Annotated in this window: 13 protein-coding genes; 10 read left to right on the forward strand and 3 right to left on the reverse strand. The window is 70.6% G+C overall.

The genetic code is table 11. The features are described 5' to 3' along the window. Positions 1-156 precede the first annotated feature (156 nt). From POL72_RS10650 to POL72_RS10660, 3 genes are all read left to right on the forward strand, one after another. On the forward strand, positions 157-2,550 hold the full coding sequence (locus tag POL72_RS10650; RefSeq protein WP_272094973.1) for a M1 family metallopeptidase: 2,394 nt from the start codon (positions 157-159) through the stop codon (positions 2,548-2,550). Between the two features lie 207 nt (positions 2,551-2,757). Then, the gene (locus POL72_RS10655; RefSeq protein WP_272094975.1) at positions 2,758-3,372 is read left to right on the forward strand and encodes a hypothetical protein; all 615 of its coding nucleotides are present in this window, start codon (positions 2,758-2,760) and stop codon (positions 3,370-3,372) included. 245 nt (positions 3,373-3,617) lie between these two features. Continuing rightward, complete coding sequence (locus POL72_RS10660) at positions 3,618-3,743, forward strand: hypothetical protein (RefSeq protein WP_272094977.1); 126 nt, start codon at positions 3,618-3,620, stop codon at positions 3,741-3,743. Positions 3,744-3,782: 39 nt separating this feature from the next. Here the strand turns inward: POL72_RS10660 and POL72_RS10665 are convergent, their stop codons facing one another. Next, positions 3,783-4,445 (reverse strand): hypothetical protein, encoded by a 663-nt coding sequence (locus POL72_RS10665; RefSeq protein WP_272094979.1) that lies wholly within the window; start codon positions 4,443-4,445, stop codon positions 3,783-3,785. A 129-nt stretch (positions 4,446-4,574) separates the two neighbouring features. On the opposite strand from POL72_RS10665, the gene POL72_RS10670 reads away from it, so the two are divergent. The 3 genes from POL72_RS10670 to POL72_RS10680 all read left to right on the forward strand — a co-directional run bounded on the left by POL72_RS10670 (position 4,575) and on the right by POL72_RS10680 (position 7,879). Continuing rightward, positions 4,575-5,735: a hypothetical protein gene (locus POL72_RS10670; protein WP_272094980.1), complete on the forward strand. Its 1,161-nt coding sequence runs from the start codon at positions 4,575-4,577 to the stop codon at positions 5,733-5,735. 136 nt (positions 5,736-5,871) lie between these two features. Beyond that, a complete protein-coding gene (locus POL72_RS10675) occupies positions 5,872-7,014 on the forward strand; it encodes a hexokinase family protein (protein ID WP_272094981.1) in 1,143 nt (380 codons plus the stop codon). Positions 7,015-7,411: 397 nt separating this feature from the next. After that, the gene (locus POL72_RS10680) at positions 7,412-7,879 is read left to right on the forward strand and encodes a hypothetical protein (RefSeq protein ID WP_272094982.1); all 468 of its coding nucleotides are present in this window, start codon (positions 7,412-7,414) and stop codon (positions 7,877-7,879) included. Between the two features lie 1,139 nt (positions 7,880-9,018). Here POL72_RS10680 and POL72_RS10685 read toward each other — a convergent pair. Continuing rightward, the gene (locus POL72_RS10685; protein WP_272094983.1) at positions 9,019-10,005 is read right to left on the reverse strand and encodes a right-handed parallel beta-helix repeat-containing protein; all 987 of its coding nucleotides are present in this window, start codon (positions 10,003-10,005) and stop codon (positions 9,019-9,021) included. A 127-nt stretch (positions 10,006-10,132) separates the two neighbouring features. After that, positions 10,133-15,214 carry an AAA family ATPase gene (locus tag POL72_RS10690; protein WP_272094985.1) on the reverse strand — a complete coding sequence of 1,694 codons (5,082 nt, stop codon included), beginning with the start codon at positions 15,212-15,214 and terminating at the stop codon, positions 10,133-10,135. A gap of 407 nt (positions 15,215-15,621) precedes the next feature. Here POL72_RS10690 and POL72_RS10695 point away from each other — a divergent pair, with 407 nt between their 5' ends. From POL72_RS10695 to POL72_RS10710, 4 genes are read left to right on the forward strand one after another with little or no spacing between them, the layout of a single operon-like run. Beyond that, the gene (locus POL72_RS10695; protein WP_272094986.1) at positions 15,622-17,685 is read left to right on the forward strand and encodes a hydantoinase/oxoprolinase family protein; all 2,064 of its coding nucleotides are present in this window, start codon (positions 15,622-15,624) and stop codon (positions 17,683-17,685) included. Positions 17,686-17,720: 35 nt separating this feature from the next. Beyond that, positions 17,721-19,442 carry a hydantoinase B/oxoprolinase family protein gene (locus POL72_RS10700; protein ID WP_272094987.1) on the forward strand — a complete coding sequence of 574 codons (1,722 nt, stop codon included), beginning with the start codon at positions 17,721-17,723 and terminating at the stop codon, positions 19,440-19,442. 30 nt (positions 19,443-19,472) lie between these two features. Continuing rightward, positions 19,473-21,014: a hydantoinase/oxoprolinase N-terminal domain-containing protein gene (locus POL72_RS10705; RefSeq protein WP_272094988.1), complete on the forward strand. Its 1,542-nt coding sequence runs from the start codon at positions 19,473-19,475 to the stop codon at positions 21,012-21,014. Positions 21,015-21,024: 10 nt separating this feature from the next. Continuing rightward, positions 21,025-22,122, forward strand: a complete 1,098-nt coding sequence (locus POL72_RS10710) for an S-methyl thiohydantoin desulfurase family protein (RefSeq protein WP_272094989.1) — start codon at positions 21,025-21,027, stop codon at positions 22,120-22,122. Positions 22,123-22,146: the final 24 nt, after the last annotated feature.

The following is a 22,146-nucleotide window of genomic DNA, read 5'->3' on the forward strand; positions in this document are numbered from 1 at the left end:
GGCCTCAGCCGTGCGCAGCTGGCTTGGCCACGCGCCCGTGTTCTGTAACTGTCCCGCGGTCAGTTACGCGTCGCTGCGCCGCCGTGGGCTCGGGGGGTCCGAGCGCTGGCGCCTGGCCTCGCGAGGTGAATCCCTCTTCCGATCGAAGGAACCGCGATGCATTGCACACTCCAGAAACACCGCCCCGGAGCGTTCCGGGTGGCTTGCCTGCTGCTTGGGTCGCTCGCTGCCGCGTGCTCGGACGAGGGTCCGGCGCCGCTCCAGGGGAGCGCGTTCGACGTCGAGCGTTACGACCTCCAGGGCGAGTTCGACTGGGAGCGGAGCCGCCTCGTGGCGACGCTGGGCCTCACGCTGTCGCTCACCGGAGACGGCCCGAGGACGGTCGTCCTCGACAGCGCCGTCACCGAGGTGAAGGAGGTCCGGCGCAAGGGCGGCGGGGCGCTCCCGCACGCGCTCGATCCGCAGCGCCAGGAGCTCGCGATCGATCTCTCGAGCGAGCCCGAGGCGATGAGCGGCGCGCCCATCGCGCTCGAGATCGACTACGAGGCGCTCTCCGGCGACGCCCTCCGCGCGGTGCCGGCGCGGATGGGCGATCCGGTCGCCGTGCGCGCCGTCTACACGGTGTCGGAGCCGCTCGGCGCGTCGCGGTGGATGCCGTGCCACAACGCCCCCTCGGACCGGGCCATCTTCTCGATCGCCATGCGCGTCGACGGCAGCGAGGCGATGATCGCCAACGGCGATCTCGTCGGCGACGAAGACCTCGGGGCGCCCGGCCACCTCGTCCGGTACGAGACCGCCTACCCGCTGCCGACCTACCTCATGGCGTTCGCGATCAGCGACTTCGAGGTCGAGCGCGGGACGAAGGGCGATCTGCCCATCGCGGTCTGGCACCGCCGCGGGTTGCCGGGCGATCACGGCGGGATGGTGGACGAGCTCGCGCGCGCCATCGGCCGCTACGAGGAGCTGCTCGTGCCGTACCCCTTCGAGAAGTACGCGCTCGTGCTCCTGCCGGACTTCTCCGTGGGCGGGGTCGAGCACGCGAGCATCACCTTCCAGCGCGAGGAGCGGAGCACGCAGCCCGCGCTCTCCTCGGATCTCCTGCTCACGACGCACGAGCTCGCGCACCAGTGGTTCGGCGACCTCGTCACGGTGGAGACCTGGGACGACCTCTGGATCAAGGAGGGCATGGCGACGCTGCTCGAGCAGGAGGCCGTCCGCGTCTACACGGACGAGAGCGGCGCGGGGACGCTGAACGGCGACGAGCTCGGCCCGCATGACGGCGACGCCGTCCGCGATCCGTCGCTCGCGCCGGGCGAGAAGTACACGAGCGGCCCCTACGGCCGCGCCGCCTGGCTGCTCACCCAGATCCGCAGCCTCGCCGGCGAGGAGGCGTTCTGGTCGGCGCTCCGCGGGGTGCTCGAGGAGCGCCGGTTCGGGACCATCGGCACGGACGATTTCCTCGACGCCTTCGCGCCGGCGCTCGGCCCGGAGGCGGCTGCGCGCGCGCGGCGCGCGGTCGTCGCCAAGGCGCTCCCGTGGCTCACGGTCGACCCCGCGCCCTCCGGCGGGGCGTTCGTGACGGTGCACGATCCGGAGGGCGCGCTCGTCGCCCCGCTGGAGCTCGCGTGGGTGGCCGGCGACGGCCCGACCCGCGTGCAGACGCTCACGCCCGGCGAGCGCGTCGAGGTCGCGCCCGCGCGCCCGGGCGAGCTCCTCGTCGTCGATCCGCAGGACCGCCACCCCGAGTGGGCCTTCCTGAGCACCGAGCACGATCTCGAGGCCTACGCCGCGACGCTCGCCCCGCGCCGCGTCCCCGCGGACCCCGAGGGCGTCTCGTGCTTCCTCGACGTGGGCGGCGCGCACCAGCTCGCCGCGCTCCAGGACGGCTTGCCGAAGGGGCTCGCGCCCGAGGAGCTCGAGGCGTTCGTCGAAGGCCTCGACGGCGAGCGGCCCGGGCGGTCTCGCTCGCCGCGGCGTGCGACGCCGCGTGCGCGGCGGGCCTCGACGCCGACGTCCGCGGCGCGTGGTCGAGCGTGCTCACCGGCATCTTCGCTGGAGCGCCGTACAGCTACGGCCTCGACTACGTCGCAAGCTACGCGTCGTGCAGCGCCGTCGTGTCCCCTGAAGAGCTGTTCGCCGAGGACTGGTCCGCGCTCGAGACCGGGCTCGCCTCGGGCGGCGTCTCCGACGCGCGGCTCCAGTACCTGTCCAAGTTCAAGCTGCCGCCCGAGGCGGCGCTCCGCACGTGGGGCAGGGTCGCGCAGATGGCGAGCTCGGTGCGCGCGCGCGTGCTCGCGATCCGGCACCTCGCGACGTACCTGGACGGGCTCGACCCGGCTGCCCTCTCGGTCTTTCGTGCCTTCTTCGCCGGCGTGCTCGGCGCGACCGATGTGTCCGATGTCCTCGCCGCGGATCTCCGCGCCGTGGTGGCCTCCGCCGCGCCCGCGGCGGCCGGCAACCAGGGCGCGCTGGACGGCCTCGCTCGGGTGCTCCGCTCGCCCGCGGCCCGCTCGGCCCACCCCGCCGCCGTCTGCGCGGCGTTCGCGTTGACGGGCGGTGACGAGCAGGCTTTCCGCCGCTTCGCCGCGGGGCTCGAGGGCGCCGACTTGACGGCCACCACCGCCGAGCTGCTGCGCTCTCCCGTCGATTGCCTCTGACGCTCGCTCGCCGCGACATCGCATCTCCCCCCGCCGGCCTCGCTGCAGGGCGAGGCCGGCCCTCTGCGCGGCGACCGAACGCTGCTATGCTCCGCTGCCCATGTCGGAGCTCGTCCAACTTCTTCGCCAGAACGCCCCGATAGCTCGCATCGCCGAGCACCTCGACGGCCTTACGCACGAGGAGCGCCGCAGCGCCCTGTCGACCACGACGCGCGCGGAGCAGCGGGCGCTCTATGCCGCCGCGAGCCAAGCCCCCCCGCTCACGCTCGACTTCTTCGTCCCGGACGGCACACCGCGCCGCGTGGCGGTTCATCATGAAGGCAGGAACAGCCTTCCTCTCCCGTCCACATTCCGCTCCTTCGAGAAGCGTTTTGCCTTGCCCGAGGACGGCAGCGCTCGGCTCTTCGGTTACAACGAGGGACTCACGCGTCCCTGGATTGGCCCGGGCTTCTTCGTCGCGGTCCCGACGGCCGGCAACCCTGCGTGGCAGGAGCGTGGCGCCATCGTGATCGACTACTTCCAGGTCCCTGACGGCCCCGTACCTGACGGTTGGCCCCGGGTCGTCCCCAACAGCAAAGGACTCCAGTTCTTCGTCTACAACGGAACCCGTGATTTCATGCGTCGGGTCTCGAAGGACGTGTCCATCGGCGCCGCGTTCAAGGGCGAGCGTTCGCTCGACCATTACTTCACGCTCTGCCGCTCGCCGTCTGCCTAGCCGATCCCTGTCAGATCGTATTCCCCCGTCCCCCATCGACACGGCGATAGGCCCCGCCCCCTCATGGGCGTTAACCACGCTCGTTCGGTCACGCTCACGGCTCGAAGCCGGCCCCCCCCTCCACCGGTCACCAACGTTTACGTTGTCGTGAGCGTGAACGTGAACGTGAACGTGAACGTTTACGTGGTCGTGGTCGTGGTCGTGGTCGTGGTCGTGGTCGTGGTCGTGGTCGTCAACGATAGGTCGTGAACGACCACGACCACGACCACGTAAACGACCACGACCACGTAAACGACCACGACCACGACCACGTAAACGACCACGACCACGACCACGACCACGTAAACGACGACGTAAACGTTCGGATGTAGGAGAACGCGGCGCGAAGCTTCGTGAACGCCTATGCCCCCCTAGTTTGGCGGGGTCCCCCCAGCCAGCCGCGACAGCATCCCCTTTCGCAGGAGCCCCACCTTGTTCCTCATCGCGGTCACCTGTTGCCGCATCCCGTCCGCCTGCTCAGCCAAGTCGACGATCCCCGCGGCCGTCGCCACCTGAGCCAGCGCGCGCGCCTCGTCGGCGAGGCGCCCCATTCGCCCTTCCACCTCGTCCATCGCTGCCACCACCTCGTGGATCTGCTCCGGCGTCGTCGCCTCCCGCTGGCGCGCCGCGGTCTCCTGCACCAGCTGGTTGATGCTCCGCCCTTCCTCCCCGAGCGCCGCGAAGCGCTGGAACAGCTCCCCAAGCTGCTCCGCCCGCCGCTTGATCTCCTCGCCGCGCGCCGCGAGCGCCGTGGCGGTCGCCTCGTGGCGATCCCGCGCCGCTGCGATCGCCGCGATGAGCGACCCGAGCGCCATGCTCACGCGCTGCTGCGCCTCGGCGGCCTCGGTCGTCGACTTCGCCGCGCGCTCGATTCCCTTGCGTGTATCGAGGGAAAGCCGCCGCGCCGACTCCGCGAGCTCCTCGAAGCGGACGAGCTCACGCTCGAGCGCGCACGCCGCTTCTGCGAGCTCGCCCCCGCCCTTGCCGTGATCGTCCTTCCCACCCCCGCGGCCGTTCTTCTCGCGCTTGTTCACATCGCACTCTCCCTGCGCTGCCTGTCCCACCTCCCGGGAGGCCCCGCCGTTTCGCCCGCAGGCGATGTCCGGACCGGTATACTGTATCAAAACGGCGGCTCGTACGTCGAACGCACCTCGGAGGAACGGATGCGAAGCGCGTGGCTCGTCCTCGTCGGAGTTCATGCCCTGCTGGCCTGCGGGGCGGCGCCGCAGAGAGAGCCCGCCGCCGATGCCGACCCCACGCACGTCGGGGTCACCGCCCCCCGCGCCGTCCCGGAGGGCTCGACCCGTGAAGCGCGCGCCGCCCTGCGCTCGCCCGAGGAGAAGGAGCGCGCCGCCCTGCGCCCGTCCAGGAGCACGCGCGCCCGCGACGCCGCGCCCGAGGCCCCCAAGCCGCGCGCCCCGATCCCGCTGTCCAACAAGGCGAGCACGCCTGCCCGCTCCGCCGGGAACGCCCCTCCGCCCGCCCGCTCGCCCGTGAAAGAGCGCGCCCCGATCCCGCTCCCCGGGAAAGGCAGCGCCGCGCGCTCGATCGAGACCGATTGCAAGGCGCTCGGCCCGGAGGTCCAGAAAGCCTCGAGGATGATCGAGGTGCTCCGGCAATCCGACCTGAACACGCCGCCCGACGTGCTCGGGAGGATCGCGGATCGGCTCGACCTCTGGGCCCGCGCGGCCGCGGTCCACACCTCCGATCCTGAGCTCGACCAGGGCGCCAAGGACATCCGGGAGAGCTACGCCCGGACCGGCGCCGCGACCCGCAAGCTCCAGGCGTCGCTCGACACACACGACCGCAAGAAGGCGGGTGTCGCCCGCGCCGGCCTGGAGAGGGAGCTCGACCAGGATGCCAAGGTCGTGAGGGGCATCGCCGCCCGTTGCAAGAGCAACCCCTATGAGCCGAGCAAGGGCAAAGCCCACATCCCGCCTCACATCGTGCGGAGCGTCGTCCAGGAGCGCTTCGGCGAGATGCGCGCTTGCTTTGAAAAGGGCCTTCGCCAGAACCCCAAGCTCCAAGGGCGCCTGCCCGTGCACCTCGTCGTCGACGGAGAAGGGAAGGTCACCTACGCGGGTGACGCCGACCGCCCGCCTGAGGACGCGCCGCTCCTCATCGCGCTGCCCTCGCCCGGCGCGACGCCGCCGTCGTCTCCCGCTCCCCCGCTCCGTGATGCCAAGGTCGTCGGCTGCGTGCTCGACGTCTTCCGCGGCCTCCGATTCCCCTCCGCCGCAGACCGCAAGAGCGTTGCGACGGTGGTCTATCCCGTCGTCTTCGGTGTGGACGACAACCGCTCTCCAGCGACCTCCTCCAGGTGACGCACAGCGCAATCGCGGCAGCGGGGCGCTGGCCCCTTGCCGTCCGAGCGAGGCCGACGCCAAGCACGCTCAGCCTCACTTGCACCACTTGCAAAGTTATTTCCTTCTCAGGGGCCTGGGGGTAAGCATTCCGCCGATGAAGCTCTCGCTCACCGAGCTCCAGGACATCCGCCGCACGCTCGCGGCGCGCATCGTCTTCGGCCTCTCCACGCCCGGCACCGAGATCGCCGCGCTCCCTGCCTACCTCGCGCCGCCGCCGGGAGGGATGATGGGCCGCGCCGTGGTGGTCGACGCTGGGGGCACGAACCTGCGCGCCGCCATCGTGGAGCTCTTGCCGGGCGGCGAGTCGCGCATCGTCGCCGGGCCCGTGCCTGCGAAGTTCCCGGGCGGGCCGGAGATCGCGGGCGACGCCTTCTTCGATGTGCAGGCGGAGCTGGTCGAGCGCCTGGGCGCCGTGCATGGCCTGCCGGTGGGGTACTGCTTCTCGTATCCGTCGGAGACGCTGCCGTCGCTCGACGCGCGGCTGCTCCGCTGGACCAAGGGCGTCCAGATCGCTGGGGTCGAGGGCACCAGCGTGGGCGAGCGGCTCGGCCGGGCGCTCGGCGCGCGGAGGCTCCGGCCCGGTCCGGTCCGGGTGCTGAACGACACGGTGGCGAGCCTGCTCGGGGGTGCCTTCGCGCACGGCGGGTCGCAGCCCGCGGCGTTCATCGGGCTCATCGTGGGGACGGGGACCAACATGGCCACGTTCCTCCCGGCCGGCCGGATCCCGAAGCTCAAGACGGGTCACTTCGTCGCGCCGATGGCGGTCAACCTCGAGAACGGAAACTTCAACCCTCCGCACCTCCAGCCGTTCGACGCGGAGCTCGACGCGACCTCGGAGAACCCCGGAGCACAGCGGTTCGAGAAGGCGGTGTCCGGGGCCTACCTGCCCCGACTCTTCGGGCGGCTGTTCCCCGAACATGCCCCGCTGACGAGCGCCGCGGATCTCGTGCGGCTCCGCGATGAGGGCGCCGAGGAGACGCGGCAGGTGGCCGGCGACCTGCTCCAGCGCTCGGCCGATCTCGTGGCGGCGGGGCTCGCGGCCGTCACCGACGTGCTCGACAGCCCTCCTGGGGTCGGCATCCTCGCGGAGGGCAGCCTCTTCTGGGGCGATCCTCGCTATGCGCCGCGGGTGCAAGAGACGCTGCGCGCCCTCGTCGGCTCGCGGGTCGAGCCCCGGATCGCCCGTCTCGAGCACGTCAACCTCATCGGGTCGGCCTGCGCCGCGCTGTTCGCCTGATCGGCCGCGCGCCGCTGCCCCTCGCCGCTCGCTGCGCGGCGCGGGAGGCGTCGGACCTCTCGGCGCGCAGGCTGCTCGGCCAGGCGGGAGCACAGGGATGCCCGGAAATCTTCGCCCGATCCGGCCTTCGCGGGACCGGTCCAGCACGGCAACGCCCGCGCCCGCCTGGCTGCGCGACGTCCCCGTGGGCGGTTCGGGGCGGCAGGATCACACATTTCTGGCCGAATCCGTTTTTTGCGACCACCATGACGCAGCGTTGACCCCCTGGGAGGAGTTCGGCCGGTGATGTGTGAAACAACAGCGCGCTTCGCCTCGACCGGACCGGTCGGGCGGGTGGGGCGCTTCCGGTCGTCGCGGGCGGGCCCCGGTAGCCGGAATAGCTATTGTCTTTAGAGAGATGCTCCCGTCGAACCGCAGACTCGCGTTCCGCAGGCAGCCGCACCTGCTCGATGACACCGGGAGCGTCGGCGTGTGGATCACGCAGCCGGCGGGCATGGTCGTGCAGCTCCTGCGGGAGACGGTGGCGACCGGTGAGGCGGCGCGGTTCATCTCGGTCGACGCGTACCAGAAGCTCGTGGGCGTCATGCGCCCGGGGGAGCGGGCGTTCTTCATCTACGACATGGCGCTCATGGTGCGGTACGAGAGCGAGGCGCGCGTGATCCTGACCCAGTGGGGGCTCAACGTGCGCGACAAGATCGAGCACATCGTCGTCCGCCCGCCCCCGGAGATGAACAAGCTCGGGCGCATGGGGATCCAGACGATCGGGGCGGCGATGAGCCTGGCGGGGGTGCAGCTCGACATCGTCGACGACCTGGAGCCGTTCCTGCGCGAGCAGAACCTGCGGCCGCGGATCAGCCTCACCTGAGGTCGGGTCGTAGCTCGGGGAGGCGAGGCCCTCGGCGCGCTCGCCTCGGCGTCGCCCCTCGGGGCCGCGCCGACGCGGAGTTGCGAGGTCGCTCCCTCGTCGGGTCGGATCTCGTCTTGACCGGGGCCACCGAGTCGACCGGGCCATCGAGACACGACTGTACCGTCTCGATGGCGGCACGACAGGCGCTCTCGCCGCCGTGGCCGTCAGTCGCCGCGAGGCACCCTTCTACGTGGTCAACTGGGTTGTTCGGATCGCCTCCCGGGGGCTTTTGCGATGTCGTCCGCGGCCTCATCTCGGGCGGCTCGCTCCGCTCTGCAGTCCTCGCAGTAGCGCTCAGCGTCCCAGTTGACGTCCTCGAGGCCCAGCCTCCGCACCCACGCGAGCTCCCACCTCTCCCTCGCGCTCAGACGGCTCACGTTCCCCGAGCGGGGCATATCGCTGGTGTTGTTCCGTCGGTGGTTGGACATGGGCGGGCGCTCCTCCCGAGCTGCGGCCGCCCATTCTGCCGTCAACGACGCTGCTCGCCAAGGGTCCTCTCGCCTGGATCACCCACGAAAACGATAACTTACGTTGGCCGTCTGAAACTGTCACCGCATCAGATGATTTCTTTTCACTGCTTGCGGCGCTCGCCTGTCGCTGGAATCCGGAGACCAGAAGGAACAGCAACAGAACGATCGATGCCCACCCCCGGTCCGTGCTCGGCGCTTCGCGCCTGCGCGCGGCCCGCCCCTCCCAGGTCCCGCGCTCCGCGCGTGACGGGAGGGGTGCGTCGGTCGACCGCCGCGCGGTCGTCATGGTCACCCGCCTCCGAGGCGCGCCAGCACGCACGTCACGTTGTCCGGACCCCCGTACTCGTTGGCGATGTCCACGAGCAGGCTCGCCGCGAGGCTCAGGTCCCGGTGCCTCGCCAGCACACCCGCGATTCGCGCTTCCGGCCCCCCGGCACCGCGCAGCACGAAAGCGGCGGCGCCGGGAGGCGTGCGCGCCCGCGCGGCGGGCGGCAAAGATCCTGCGGGAGAGCCGGGGAAAACGGGACGCCGACGGGTGTGGTGGGGGAGATCACGGCCTGCGCTGGCGGTCAGTTGCCGCCGCCCTGTGGGCGCCCCGCTGCTTCCGCCCGCGAGGTCCAGCTGCGCTCATTGCCCGGGCAGTGGCTCGCCGGTCTCATGGTACACGTTGCCGCGCACCTCGGCCTCGTCCTCGCAGTCGGTCCAGGGCCCATAGGCGCCGACCGTGGGGTAGAACAACGTGCTGAAGTGGTTGTCGACAACTCGGCAGTTGGTGCCCTGCCCGTTCTGCTGGCAGTAAAGGGTGTAGGCCCCACCGGCCATCAGGTTCTTTTCGATGATGACGTTCGAGAGAACGCCCGCCGAGACGTCTGGACTAATGATCGCCGAGGTGCCGTCGTTCGCATAGATCGTGTTGTGCCGCAGCGTCACGTCGTGCCCGACATGCGTGATTTGCGCGCCGTCGGTGTGGGCCTCGGCGCTTTGGTAGAGGTCGTGGACGAAGCTGTCTTCGATCAACACGTCCCCGTCGAGGTCGAACCCGTTCTCGCAGCCGTGAATGTCGACCCGACGAACGGTGAAATTCGTATCCGCCACGGCCGTGCCGCTGGTGCCCTGACAGTCGATCTCGGAATCCTCGATCAAGAGCCCCGTCCCCGTGTACGCGCCGCCGAAGCTGCTGACGACAACGAAGCTCGGGCAGCTCACCCTCGAGTTCCGGATGACGACCCCCGGGGCGTTGACGCTGACGCAACCACGAATGTCTTTGCCGTCGATCACGGTGTTTGCATCCGTGATGTTCAAGTCGCCCTCCATGACGGTCAGCGACGTGCCAGCGGGGACGCCGGTGCAGTCCGCATCGGGATAGGCGGGGAGCGGACAGGCGGTGTGTCCGCCGCCTCCGCCCGCCGCACCGCCTCCCGGGTCGCCGCCCCCCGCTGCCCCCACGGCGCCCGTGCCGGACTCGCCGGCGCCTGAACCGCTGACAGCCTCGGTCCCGGCGCCGCTTGCGCCGGAACCGCCCGGTCCGGCGCCGCCGGTAGCGCCGTCGCCTTGCGAGGAACACCCGGCCGCCAAGACAACCACGAGGGCTGCTTGCAGGATTTGATAGCGCATGAAAGATCGTTTCGCCTGAATCCATCTTCGACGGCCAGCGAATCCTCGGACGGCGGGCGAGCAGACCTGCCGCCGCGAAGCCGTGGGCTCCGGCTGCCTCGTGCTGCACGCGGACGTGTGAGTGATCTCAGCGCGCGGGCCGGAGCCCCTCGCCCCTCCTTGGAATCGCCGAGCCCGAAAGTGCGCGCGCGATACCCGCCCGAAGCGTCGACAGCGTCGTCATCGCTTGGAGATCCACGCCGAGCTCCACCATCGTCCGCGCCACATCGGGTCGTATGCCGGTGAACAGCGGCTCGGTGCCGAGCAGACGCAGCGCGTTCGCCACCGACACGAGCGCGGCCACGACGTTCGTGTCCACGTACCGCATCCCGGTGATGTCCAGGATCAGCACCCGCGCGCCGGTCTGCTGCGCCCCCGCGAGCGCCACCTCCATGATCTGCGCCGCCCGCTCCGCCTCCACCGTGCCGATGATCGGCATCACCAGCACGTCCTCGCTGATCGGCATCAGCGGCGCCATGAGCTCCAGGAGTCGGGCCTTCTGCGCCTCCACCACCTGCTCCCGGAGCGCGGCGCGCTCCGTCTCGGCGCGCAGCCGGTCTTCGAGCTCGCGCGCGAGCTCGGCATTCGAGCGCTCGAGCTCGCGTGTCCGCTGCTCGACTTCCCGCTCGAGCCGGGCGTTCGCCAGGTGGGCTTCCTCGTTTGCCGCTTGGATTCCTTCAAGAAGCAGCGCGTTCTCGATGGCGATCGATGCCTGCGACGAGAGGAGCCCGAGGAGCTCCACCCGCACTGCAGTGAACACCCCCGCGGTCGCGTTGTTCTCGAGATACAGCATCCCTGCCGTGCGCCCCTGACTGCTCACCGGCATGCAGAGGATCGAGCGCGTCCTCCGCTCCGCGAGGTACGGGTCCGACGCGAAGCGCGAGTCGCCCGGCGCGTCGTCGAGCACCAGCGCCTCGCGCGTGCGCCACGCGTAGAGCACCGCCTGCTGCGCGAGCTCCGGGTCGTCCTCGAGCGGCCGCCTCTGCCCCACCTCGATCGACTCGGGCGAGGCCCGGAAGGCCGCTTCGACGAAGAGCCGGTCGTCACGCGAGAGGAGCAGGATGCCTCGCTCCGCCCCCGAGTTCTCGAGCACGATCTGCATGAGGCGGCTCACCACCTGGGAGAGCACGACCTCGCTCGCGATCATCTGCACCGCGCGCAGCACGAGCGCGGCGTCGCGCAGGCTCCCCATCGTGGCCCGACCGAGGAGCGTCGTCTGGGACGTCGCCGACTCCGACGTGCTGCTCTGCGAGCTGGCGTCGCGCGTGCTGAGACGCGCGGAGAGGCTGGGGAACTCGAAGAGAAGCGCCTCGGCCTTGGCCGTCGCGCCCCAGTGCAAGTAACCACGGAAGGCGTCGGAGAGGTACCCCTGGGCGGCGCGTTCGCGGCCGAGGGAGAGCAGGTACCGGCCGCACCGCTCGTTCGCGATCGCCTCCTCCTGCGCGTACTCGTTCTCGCGCGCCAGCTCGACGGCGTGGTCGTACTGCTCCATCGCCTCCCAGCGCTCGCCCCGCAGCACGCAGAGCTCCGCGTCGAGGAGCGCGACCTTGTGCTGGAAGTTGCTCGGACAGCTCCGGGCGAGCGCCTCGAGCTGGACCCTCAGCGGCATGATGGCGGCCTCGTGCTCCTTCCGCGCCTCGCGATCCGCGGCCTCGCGCGCGAGCCCAGCCCGCGCCAAGGCCTCGAGGAAGGCCGCGTTCACCGGCCAGTAGATGCCCTTCACGTCCTCGGCGAACCGCGCCGCGTCCGCAGCCGCCTCGAGCGCGGCTTCGTGCTCGCCGTAGAGCACGTGCAGGAAGAGCAGGTACACATGCTTGTAATAGAAGACGATCGCGTGCTCCTTCTCGTTGAGCGTCGCGAGCTCCTCGCTGAGCACCACGCCGTCGCTGTCCAGGCTCGTCCGGCCCCGGGTCGGCCCGGTCAGACAGGCGACGAGCTGCCGCGACACGGTGACGGCCGCGATCGCGACCGGGTCCTTCGTTCGTCGCGCCAGGACGGCGGACCGGTCGGCCTCGGCCTTGACCTCCTCGAGCGGAACGCCCGCGCCGATGAGCCACTGCAGCAGGCAGTAGCCCAGGTTGATGGCGAGGTAGAGGTTGTCCCCGGCCTCCAGCGCGGCGTCTCGCGACCGTATCGCATGATCGACCGCGTTGCGGAGCGGCTCACACACGTAGAGCGCGGTGGCCCACGTGACGTGCACGCGCGCGGCGATGGTCGGGCTCTTCCATCGCTCACACAGCGAGACCGCGACCCGGCCGAACGCGTGCCCCTCGGCGTGCCGCCCCATCATCACGCATAGGATGAGGCTGTAGCCTGCGTACGGAAGCGCGCTGGTCTCGGACTGGCCACGCGCGAGCGAGCGGCGCACTTGCTCGACGATCACCAGCCCGAACAGCGCCTTGCTCACGAAGTACACGGGCAGCCAGATCTCCGCCATCAGCGTGAAGATCTGCCGATCCTCCGGATCCTCGGTCACCGGAGCGTGGGCGAGCGCCTCGATGGAGCGGCCCGCGAGCAATCGATCCACGTCCCCCACGCCTTCCATGAAGGCCGCCTGCTGCGCAGCCGGATCCTCGGGCATCGTCACGCCGAGCTCCGCGAGCCCTGAGAGCCCCGCGCGCACCGCCTCGGCAAACCGACCCCGCGTGGTCAGGGCCCGGGCTCGGACGCTGTGCACGCTCGCGCGCTCGGTCGCGCTCTCCGCCCGCGCGAGCGCGGTGGCCGTGAGCGCCTCCTCCTCCTCGAACGCGCCGATGAGGTATTCGGCCTCGGCCCCCTCCAGCCAGAGCGCGAAGCACGCCTTGTGATCGCGCGAAAACCCCTTCTCCGACGCGAGCGCCCGGCCCGCCGCGAAGAGGCTCGCCGCCGCCTCGAAGGCCGTGGCGGCCATGGCCCGCCGGCCGGCGCGCAGATCGAGCCGTGCGACGTCCATGCGCTCGGTCTCATCCGTGATTTCCCGCGCGCCCAGGTTCAGGTGGCGCACGACCTCGAGCAGGTCCTCGTCCGGCACCTGCCCGCTCACATCCGAGGCGCCGCCGGACAAGCCGGCTGTGCCCCGGGCACCGCCGCCCCGCGCCACGAGCAGCCGACCGATGGCGAGGTGCACCGCCGGCCGCTCCGCCTCGGGCACGAGCGCGTAGCAGGCCTCTTTCACCCGGTCGTGCAGGAAGCGGTACGGGACCGCGACGTCCATCGGCTCGAGCGCGTCCCCGGCCCCTTCGAGGAGCCGGTAGTTGCCGCCGAGCGGCTGGACCAGCCCCTCGCGCAGCGCCTCGCGCAGATCCGCGGCGACGGCCCCGGGCGATTTCTCGACGATCGTCGCGAGCGTGCGGAGCTCGAACGACGGGCCGATGCACGACGCGCACATCAGGGCGCGTCGCGTCGCGGGCGCGAGCCGCTCGACCTTGCGCGCCATCAGCGCGAGCACGTTGTCGGTGACTATCGCGCCCTTGACGCGCGTGAGGTCCCAGACGAACCCGCGCGCCTCGGGGTCGAAGCGGAGCTGCCCGTCGCTCTCGAGCTCACGCAAGAACTGGCCGAGGAAGAGCGGATTCGAGTGCGTCTTGTCCCGGATCAGGGCCGCGAGCGGCTCGGCTCGCTCGCGGTCCGCGTGCAGCGCCTCGGCCACGATCGCCGTCACCGCCGCGGGCGGCAGCGGCCCCAGCGTGAGCTTGATTGGCTCGATCCCCGCCTCGCGCAGCGTGCCTATCGTCGCGGTGAGCGGGTGCGCGGCGTCCACCTCCTCGTCGCGGTAGGCGCCGACCACGCACAGGTGGTGCGCATCCATATCCATGAGCAGGCGGCCGAGCAGGTCGAGCGACGCCAGGTCCGCCCACTGCAGGTCGTCGAAGAACACGACCAGCGGGGCGTCCTCACGCGAAAAGACGGACAGGAAGCGCCGGATCAGGAGCGCCAGGCGGTTCTTCGCCTCGCTCGCACTGGTCGTCGGCAGCTCCGGCTGCGGCCCGATCACGAGCTCGAGATCCGGGCAGAGGTCGGTCACGACCCGCCCGTACTGGCCGAGCGCGGCCTGGATGGCGTGCTTCTTCGCCAGGAGGGTGTCGGGCGGCTCGGCCAACGCTTGCCGCACGAGCGCGCGGATCACCTGCGAGAAGGCCGAGAGCGGCATGCTCCTCGCCATCGCGTCGAATTTGCCGGGGGCGAAGTACGCTTCGCGCGCCTGGGTCGCACAGAGCTCGCGCACGAGCGCCGACTTGCCGATGCCGGGCGGTCCCATCACGAGCGAAAGGGTGGCCGCGCCGGATCGCGCTCGATCGAGCGCGGCCTTGAGCGCGCCGAGCTCGGCCTCGCGACCCACGAGCCGATCGGGCAACACGACGTCCTCCACCAGGTCGTCCCGACCCAGCGGGAACGGCTCCACGGTCCCGCTCGCATCGAGCCGCCGCTGGCACTCTTCCAGATCCGAAAGGAGGCCCCTCGCGCTCTGGTAGCGATCTTCCGGGGCCTTCGCCAGCAGCCTCATCACGACGTCGGACAGGCCGCGCGGCACGTCCTTGACGACCGCGTGCGGCGGCGCCGGCACCCGCGTCAGGTGCGCGTGAATCGCCTCCGTCGCGTCCGCGGCCTGGAACGGCGTGGCCCCGGTCAGCATGTGGTAGATCGTCACGCCGAGCGCATACAGATCCGAGCGCCGGTCGACAGGTCGATTCATCCGACCCGTCTGCTCCGGCGCGATGTACGCAGGCGTCCCCTCCAGCCCCTCCATCGCCGAAGCCTCCTGCGTCTCCTGGGCCAGGCGGGCGGCGATGCCGAAATCGATCAGGCGCGGCGAGAGCGTCCCCTCGTCGATCATCACGTTGCGCGGCTTGATGTCCTTGTGGATGATATGACGCTGGTGGAGCGCGTCGAGCGTGCCCACGAGCGGCGCCACGATGCGCAGCGTCGTCTTCGCCTCGAGCCGCCCGCGCCTCGCGATCAAATCGGCGAGGCTTGTCGGGCCGAGGTCCTCGAGCACGAGCGCGAGACCGCGGCCATGCGGGAGGAGATCGAGCGCCTGCGGGACACCCGGCATGGCGAGATCGCGCAAGATCGCGTGCTCTCGCCGGAGCCGGGCGAGCTGGCGGAAGGTCGGGTAATCGCTTTGTGTGACCTTGACGGCGACGGGCGCGCCGTCTCCTCGACGACGGCCTCGATACAGAGCCGTTTCCATCCCTTGATGGACGAGCACATGCAGCGTGATCCCTGAAACCTCGATGGATTCTCCATTCCTTGAGGGCATGTCGAGGTCGTATCCGGGATTCGGAAGAAACGCCACGGCTCTGTTGGTGGACCATCCCACAGAACAACGACTCTCGGGAATACGGATTGCAATCCGTTTGCCGCGCAGGCAAGCAGCGCAGCGGGCTGAGGCGATGAATGCCCGGAGCCTCCACCGGCCGCGCCTGGCGGGCCTGCACGAGCCCCACTGTTGACAGGGGCGCGCCAGGAGCACAGGGATCCATCCGAGCCGGAACCGCTGCGTCGCCCCGGCGCCCCGGACCAGGCGATCTCATGAGACCGCGCTGCCTCTGGCTGCCCGGCCCCTGCCTTGGCCGGCCGGCCCAGGAAGGCGTGTACATGCGTGTTGCCAGCGACATCGGCGGAACGTTCACCGACCTCGTAGCCTTCGATGAGGACACAGGAGAGCTCTCGCTGGCCAAGGTCCCCACCACACCGGACGATCTCACGCGCGGTGTTCTGGAGACCCTCGATCCAGCACGGATCGAGGCCGCCCGGATAGGGGCTTTCATCCACGGCACCACCCTGATCATCAACGCCCTCACCGAGCGCGAAGGTGCGCGCACCGGGCTGCTCACGACGCGGGGCTTTCGCGACGTGCTGGAGATCGGCCGGGCCAACCGGCCGGACATCTACAACTTCTCCTTCCGCAAGCCCGAGCCCTTCGTCCCCCGAGATCTCCGCCTCGAGGTCACGGAGCGGATGGACCACAAGGGCGAGGTGCTCACGCCACTCGACGAGGACAGCGTCCGGCGCGGCGTCCGCGCGCTCCTCGACGGGGGCGCCCGCGCAATCGCCATCTGCTTCTTGCACGCCTATCGGAATCCGGCCCACGAGCGCCGCGCCGCCGAGATCGCACGGGCGGAGGCCCCCGCCACACCGGTGAGCGCGTCATCCGAGATCACGCGGGAGTGGCGCGAGTACGAACGCACGAGCACAGCAGTGCTGAACGCCTATGTCCAGCCGCTCGCCGCCGCCTACCTGAGCAGCTTGGAGAGCAGCCTGACTGGGCTCGGCGCGGCGGGCACATCGCTCCATGTCATGCAGTCGAGCGGCGGCATCACCACGTTTCCCGAGGCGCGTGCCGCGCCCATCCGCCTCGTCGAGTCCGGGCCTGCGGGCAGCGTCCTCGGCGCCATCGCCCTCGGGCAGCTCCTCGGGGAGCGCGACATCATCTCCCTCGACATCGGGGGCACGACCGCCAAGTGCGCTGTCCTCCAGGGCGGAGAGGCGCGCGTCACCACCGAGTACAAGGTGGAGTGGACCCCGACGTCCCCCGGATACCCCCTCATGATCCCGGTGGTCGATATCGCGGAGATCGGCGCTGGCGGCGGCTCCATCGCCCGCATCGACGACGCCGGACGGCTGGAGGTCGGCCCGCGGTCCGCAGGCGCCATGCCGGGGCCGGCCTGCTACGGTCGAGGAGGAGAGGAGCCGACCACCACCGACGCGAACCTCCTTTGCGGCCGCATCAACCCCGCGTACTTCCTCGGCGGCCGCATCCCGCTCGACGTGCAGGCCGCCCGCAGGGCGATCCGCCGCATCGCCGCGCCCTGCGGCGTCACTGAGCCCGAGGCCGCCCGCGGGATCCTCCGCCTCGCGAACGCGATCACGGAGAGCTTGCTCAGGCGCGTGACCCTCCGCCGTGGGCACGATCCGCGGGAGTTTGCGCTTGTCGCCTTCGGAGGCGGCGGATCCATGCACGCCTCGGCCCTGGCGCGCAGCCTCCGGATCCGGAGGGTCGTCATCCCTGTCGCGCCGGCGCATTTCTCGGCTTGGGGCATGCTCATGGCCGATGTGCGGGCCGACATCGTCCGCACCGCGATGGTGCGCGCCGAGCCGTCGCAGGCGACCGCGCTTGACGCGCTCCTCCGAGAGATCGAGCACGAGAGCAGCGCCCGCGTCTGCCGAGGAGGGCTCGACCCGGCCCGCGTCTCCACGCGCCGCTTCGCCGAGCTCCGTTATGCAGGCCAGGAGCATACGGTCAAGGTCCCCCTCCCCGCCGGCGCGCTGGACAGCACCGCCCTCGAAGAAACCCTCGAGCGCTTCCATGCGCTCCACGAGCAGCACTACACGTTCCGCCTGAACGCGGCCGTGGAGATCGTGAGCCTCCACGTCGCAGCCCTCGGCGCCGTGGACAGGCCGCGCCCGGCGCGGCTCGATCGCTCGCCGCCGGATCCCGCGCCCGCGCGCAAAGGCGCTCGCGCCGTCGACTTCGACGAGCTCGGCATCCTGCAGAGCCCTCTTTACGAGCGCGCTCGCCTGAGGCCCGGCATGCGCGTCGATGGACCGGCCGTCGTCGAGGAGCCGGCCGCGTCGACGATCCTGTTTCCAGGAGATCGCCTCACGGTGCACGAGCAGGGCAGCCTCCTCATCGACATCGACGCCCCCGCCGCCGGGTAAGGCGCGCCCCGAACCCATGAGACGACGGAGCGGTCATGAGCACGACAACGAAGATCGATCCCTTCACGCTCGAGATCATCAAGAACGAGCTCATCGCCGCAGGCGACGAGATGTTCCACGCGCTGCAGCGGGCCGCCATGAGCCCCATCATCTACGAGGTCCTCGACTACGCCGCCGGGCTGACCGACGCGCGCGGAGACCTCCTCACCCAGGGCAACGGGGTCGCCGACTTCATCGGCGCGCTGAGCTTCGCCGTGGGCCACGTCCTCGACAAGCTCGGCAGGGAGCGCCTGGCGAGCGGCGATATCATCATCCTGAACGATCCCTACGCGGGCGGCGGCACGCACCTCTCCGATGTCGCGCTGATCATGCCGATCTTCCACGAGGGAGAGCTCGTCGCATTCGCCGTGGACAAGGCGCACTGGACCGAGGTGGGCGGCAAGGACCCGGGCTCATGGACCACGGACGCGACCGACGTGTTCCAGGAAGGGCTCCAGTTCCCGGGCATCAAGCTCTTCGAGGCTGGCAAGCCCGACGAGGGGCTCCTCGAGCTCATCCGGGCCAACGTGCGCACGCCCGACGCGACGCTCGGCGACCTATACGCCTGCGTGGGCGCGCTGCGCGTGGGCGAGCGCGCGCTGCACCGCATCCTCCGCAAGTTCGGCAAGGGCACCGTCCTCCGCGCCATGCAGGAGCTCCTCGGCGAGGGAGAGCGCAGGGCTCGCCTGGAGCTGGTGAGGCTCCCCCGCGGGACGTACGAGGCGACCGACTTCATCGACGACGACGGCATCGGGAACGGCCCGTTCGAGGTGCGGGTGAAGGTGACGATCGACGACAGCTTCCTCTGCGATTTCACAGGGACGAGCGCGCAGGTACCGGGGCCGATCAACTGCGGCCGCACCGGCCTGCATTCGGCGGTACGCCAGGCCTGGAAGGCGATCACCGATCCTCTGCTCCCGACCAATGAAGGCGTGTTCCGACCGGTCCAGGTCGTGTGCCCTCCGGGGACGATCTTCACGGCGGAAAGGCCGGCCCCCGTCTCCACCTACTGGGAGACGATGCAGTACGCGACCGATCTCGTCTGGAAGGCCCTGGCGCACCTCGCCCCGCGTCGCCTGACCGCCGGACATTTCCTCTCCGTCTGTGGCACGATCATCCATGGCATCCACCCCGACGATGGAACTCCCTATCTCCTCGTCGAGCCGCAGGCGGGCGGCTGGGGGGCGGGCGCGGACAAGGACGGCGAGAATGGCCTCGTCTGCGCCGGCGACGGCGAGACCTACATGATCCCCGTCGAGATCTGCGAGGCCCGCTATGGGCTCCGCGTCGAGCAGTACGCGCTGGACATCGTGGACGGCGGGGCGGGCGAGCGCCGCGGCGGGCGGGGCCTCGTGCGCGATTACCGCATCACGTCGGCGTGGGCCACGGTGACCGCGACCTTCGGTCGGCATCGATTCCCGCCGTGGGGGCTGAACGGCGGCCACCAGGGCTCGCCCAACTACCTGGAGCTCGTGCACGAGGACGGCAGCCGGACATCGATGGGCAAGTGCGCCCGTCAGCTCCTCAAGCGGGGTGAGCTCTGCCGACTCCACACGGGCACGGGCGGCGGGTACGGCGATCCCGCGCGGAGGCGCCACGCGCGCGTGCTCGACGATCTGCGCTGCGGCTACATCACCGAAGAGCAGGCCAGGCGCGACTACGGCCTGCGCGACGCGGAGGAGCCGGCGCCTTCGCCCCTCCGCTCCGACAAAGCATGAACCCGCGGCTTCAGGTGGAGGTGACTGTTCATGCGCATGGGGATCGACGTCGGCGGGACCAACACCGACGCCGTCATGATGGACGGCGCGGAGGTCGTGGCAAAGGTCAAGGTGCCGACCACGGCCGACGTGAGCGGCGGTGTCCTCGGGGCTGTGAGCCGCCTCTTGGAACAAGCGCGGGTGCCGGTCGGCCAGATCCGCGGCGTCATGCTCGGCACCACCCATTTCACGAATGCGCTCGTGGAGTGCCGCCGGCTGCAGGAGGTCGCGGCGGTGCGGCTCGGGCTGCCGGCGACCGCGGCGCTGCCGCCGATGGTGGACTGGCCTTGCGATCTGCGCAGGGCGCTTGGCGACCACGGGTTTCTGGCCCATGGAGGTCACGAGTTCGATGGCCGCCGGCTGTCGCCCGTCGAGGCCGGCGAGCTGCGCCGCATCGCCCGGGAGATCGGCCGGAGAGGCCTCCGCTCCGTCGCGATCGCCAGCGTCTTTTCACCCGTCAACCCCGAGGCCGAGCTCGAGGCCGCGGCGATCCTGCGGGAGGTGCTGCCGGACGCCTCCCTCAGCCTGTCGCACGAGATCGGCCGGATGGGGCTCCTCGAGCGGGAGAACGCCGCCATCTTGAACGCCTGCCTCAAGGACGTTTCGACGACGACGATCCGAGCGTTCCACGACGCCTTGGCGCAGGCCGGCGTCTTGGCGCCGCTCTATCTCACCCAGAACGACGGCACCCTGATGAGCTCCGACCGGGCGGAGCGCTATCCGGCCTTCACCTTGTGCTCGGGCCCCACGAACTCGATGCGCGGCGCCGCTTTCCTCACGGGCCTCACGGACGCGATGGTGGTCGATATCGGCGGCACCACGACCGACGTGGGCGCGCTGCGCCGCGGGCTGCCGCGCGAAGCGTCGATGACGCTGCGGGTGGCTGGCGTGCGCTGCAACTTCCGCATGCCCGACGTCCTGTCCATCGGGCTCGGCGGCGGGAGCCATGTGCTCGACGGGCCTCTCCGGATCGGGCCGCGAAGCACCGGCCACGAGCTGACACAGCGAGCGCTGGTGTTCGGGGGCGACACGCTGACCGCCACGGACATCGCCGTGGCCGCTGGGTGCGCTGTCATTGGCGACCGCGCGAAAGTCGCGCACCTCCCAGACGAGCTCGTCGCACGCGCGGCGCTGCGGATCCACGAGATGGTCGAGGCCGCCATCGATCGGGGCAAGCCCGCGGCGGCGGACATTCCGGTCGTCCTGGTGGGCGGGGGCTCCTTGCTGATTTGCAGGCCGCTCCAGGGGACCTCCGAGATCGTCAGGCCTCGGCACGCCGAGGTCGCCAACGCAGTCGGCGCCGCCATCGCGCACGTGTCCGGCGAGGTGGACCGGGTCGTCAACCTGGAGAGCCGATCCCGGGACGACGCGCTGGCAGAGGCGCAGGCGGAGGCGATCGCGAAGGCCTCGGCCGCAGGCGCTGACCCGGCCAGCATCCACCTCCTCGACATCGAGGAGGTGCCGCTCGCCTACCTGCCGTCCAACGCGACCCGGATCCGGGTCAAGGCGATCGGCGATCTGCGGAACGGGTGAGGACGCTGGGATGGGATTCGTGCTGGAGCGCAAGGACCTGCCCGACCTGTCCCTCGGCGCCGCCTTCCTCGGCACGGGCGGCGGCGGAGATACCTATATCGGCCGGCTGATGCTCGAGCGCGTGATGGAGGAAGGGCGCCGCGTGGAGATCGTCCACCTCGCGGAGGTGGGAGACGGAGATTACGTGATCCCTACGGCGATGATGGGCGCTCCGACCTGCCTCATCGAGAAGATACCGCGCGGCGACGAGAACGCGCTCTCGCTGCGCCGGCTGGAGGCATTCCTCGGCGTCCGGGCGACATGCACCATGCCCGCCGAGGCGGGCGGGATGAACTCGACCGTGCCGCTCATCGTGGGAGCGCAGCTCGGGCTGCCGGTCGTGGACGCCGACGGAATGGGCCGCGCCTTTCCCAACATGTACCAGGTGACATTTCATGTCCACGGCGTCCCCGGAACGCCGATGGCCATCACGGACGAGCACGGCGACACGGTGATCCTCACGGCCTGCGACAACTTCAAGATGGAGTGGATCTCCCGCGGCATCACGATCCGCATGGGAGGCTGCGCGCACACCGCCGAGTACCCCATGGATGGGCCGACGGTGCGGCGAGCGGCCATCGGCGGCACCCTGGGCGTCTGCCTGGCGCTCGGGAAGGCGATCCGGGAGGCGAACGAGCAGCACAGAGATCCGTTCGATCGCCTCGTCGGTGCCCTCCGAGAGACGCCCTACCGTCACGGCCGCGTCCTCTGGACTGGCAAGGTGGTCGAGGTCTACCGCCGCACCACGGAGGGCTTCGCCACGGGCTGGGTGAAACTCCGGGACACCGAGGGCTCCGGGAAGACGCTGGAGGTGCTGATCCAGAACGAGAATCTGGTCGCCCGCGCCGGGACGCGCGTCCTGTGCAGCGTGCCTGATCTCGTATGCATCCTGGATCGCGAGACCGCGGAGCCGATCACCACGGAGGCGCTGCGCTACGGGCAGCAGGTGAAGGTCATCGGCGTGGCGGCGCCGCCGCTCCTGCGCACACCCGAGGCGCTGGAGGTCTTCGGGCCCCGCGCCTTCGCCATCGATCTCGATTTCGTCCCCCTCGAGGAGAGCGAGCCGTGAGCGCGCGCGACGGACGCGAGACAC

Source organism: Sorangium aterium (assembly GCF_028368935.1).
Lineage (GTDB): Bacteria > Myxococcota_A > Polyangia > Polyangiales > Polyangiaceae > Sorangium > Sorangium atrum.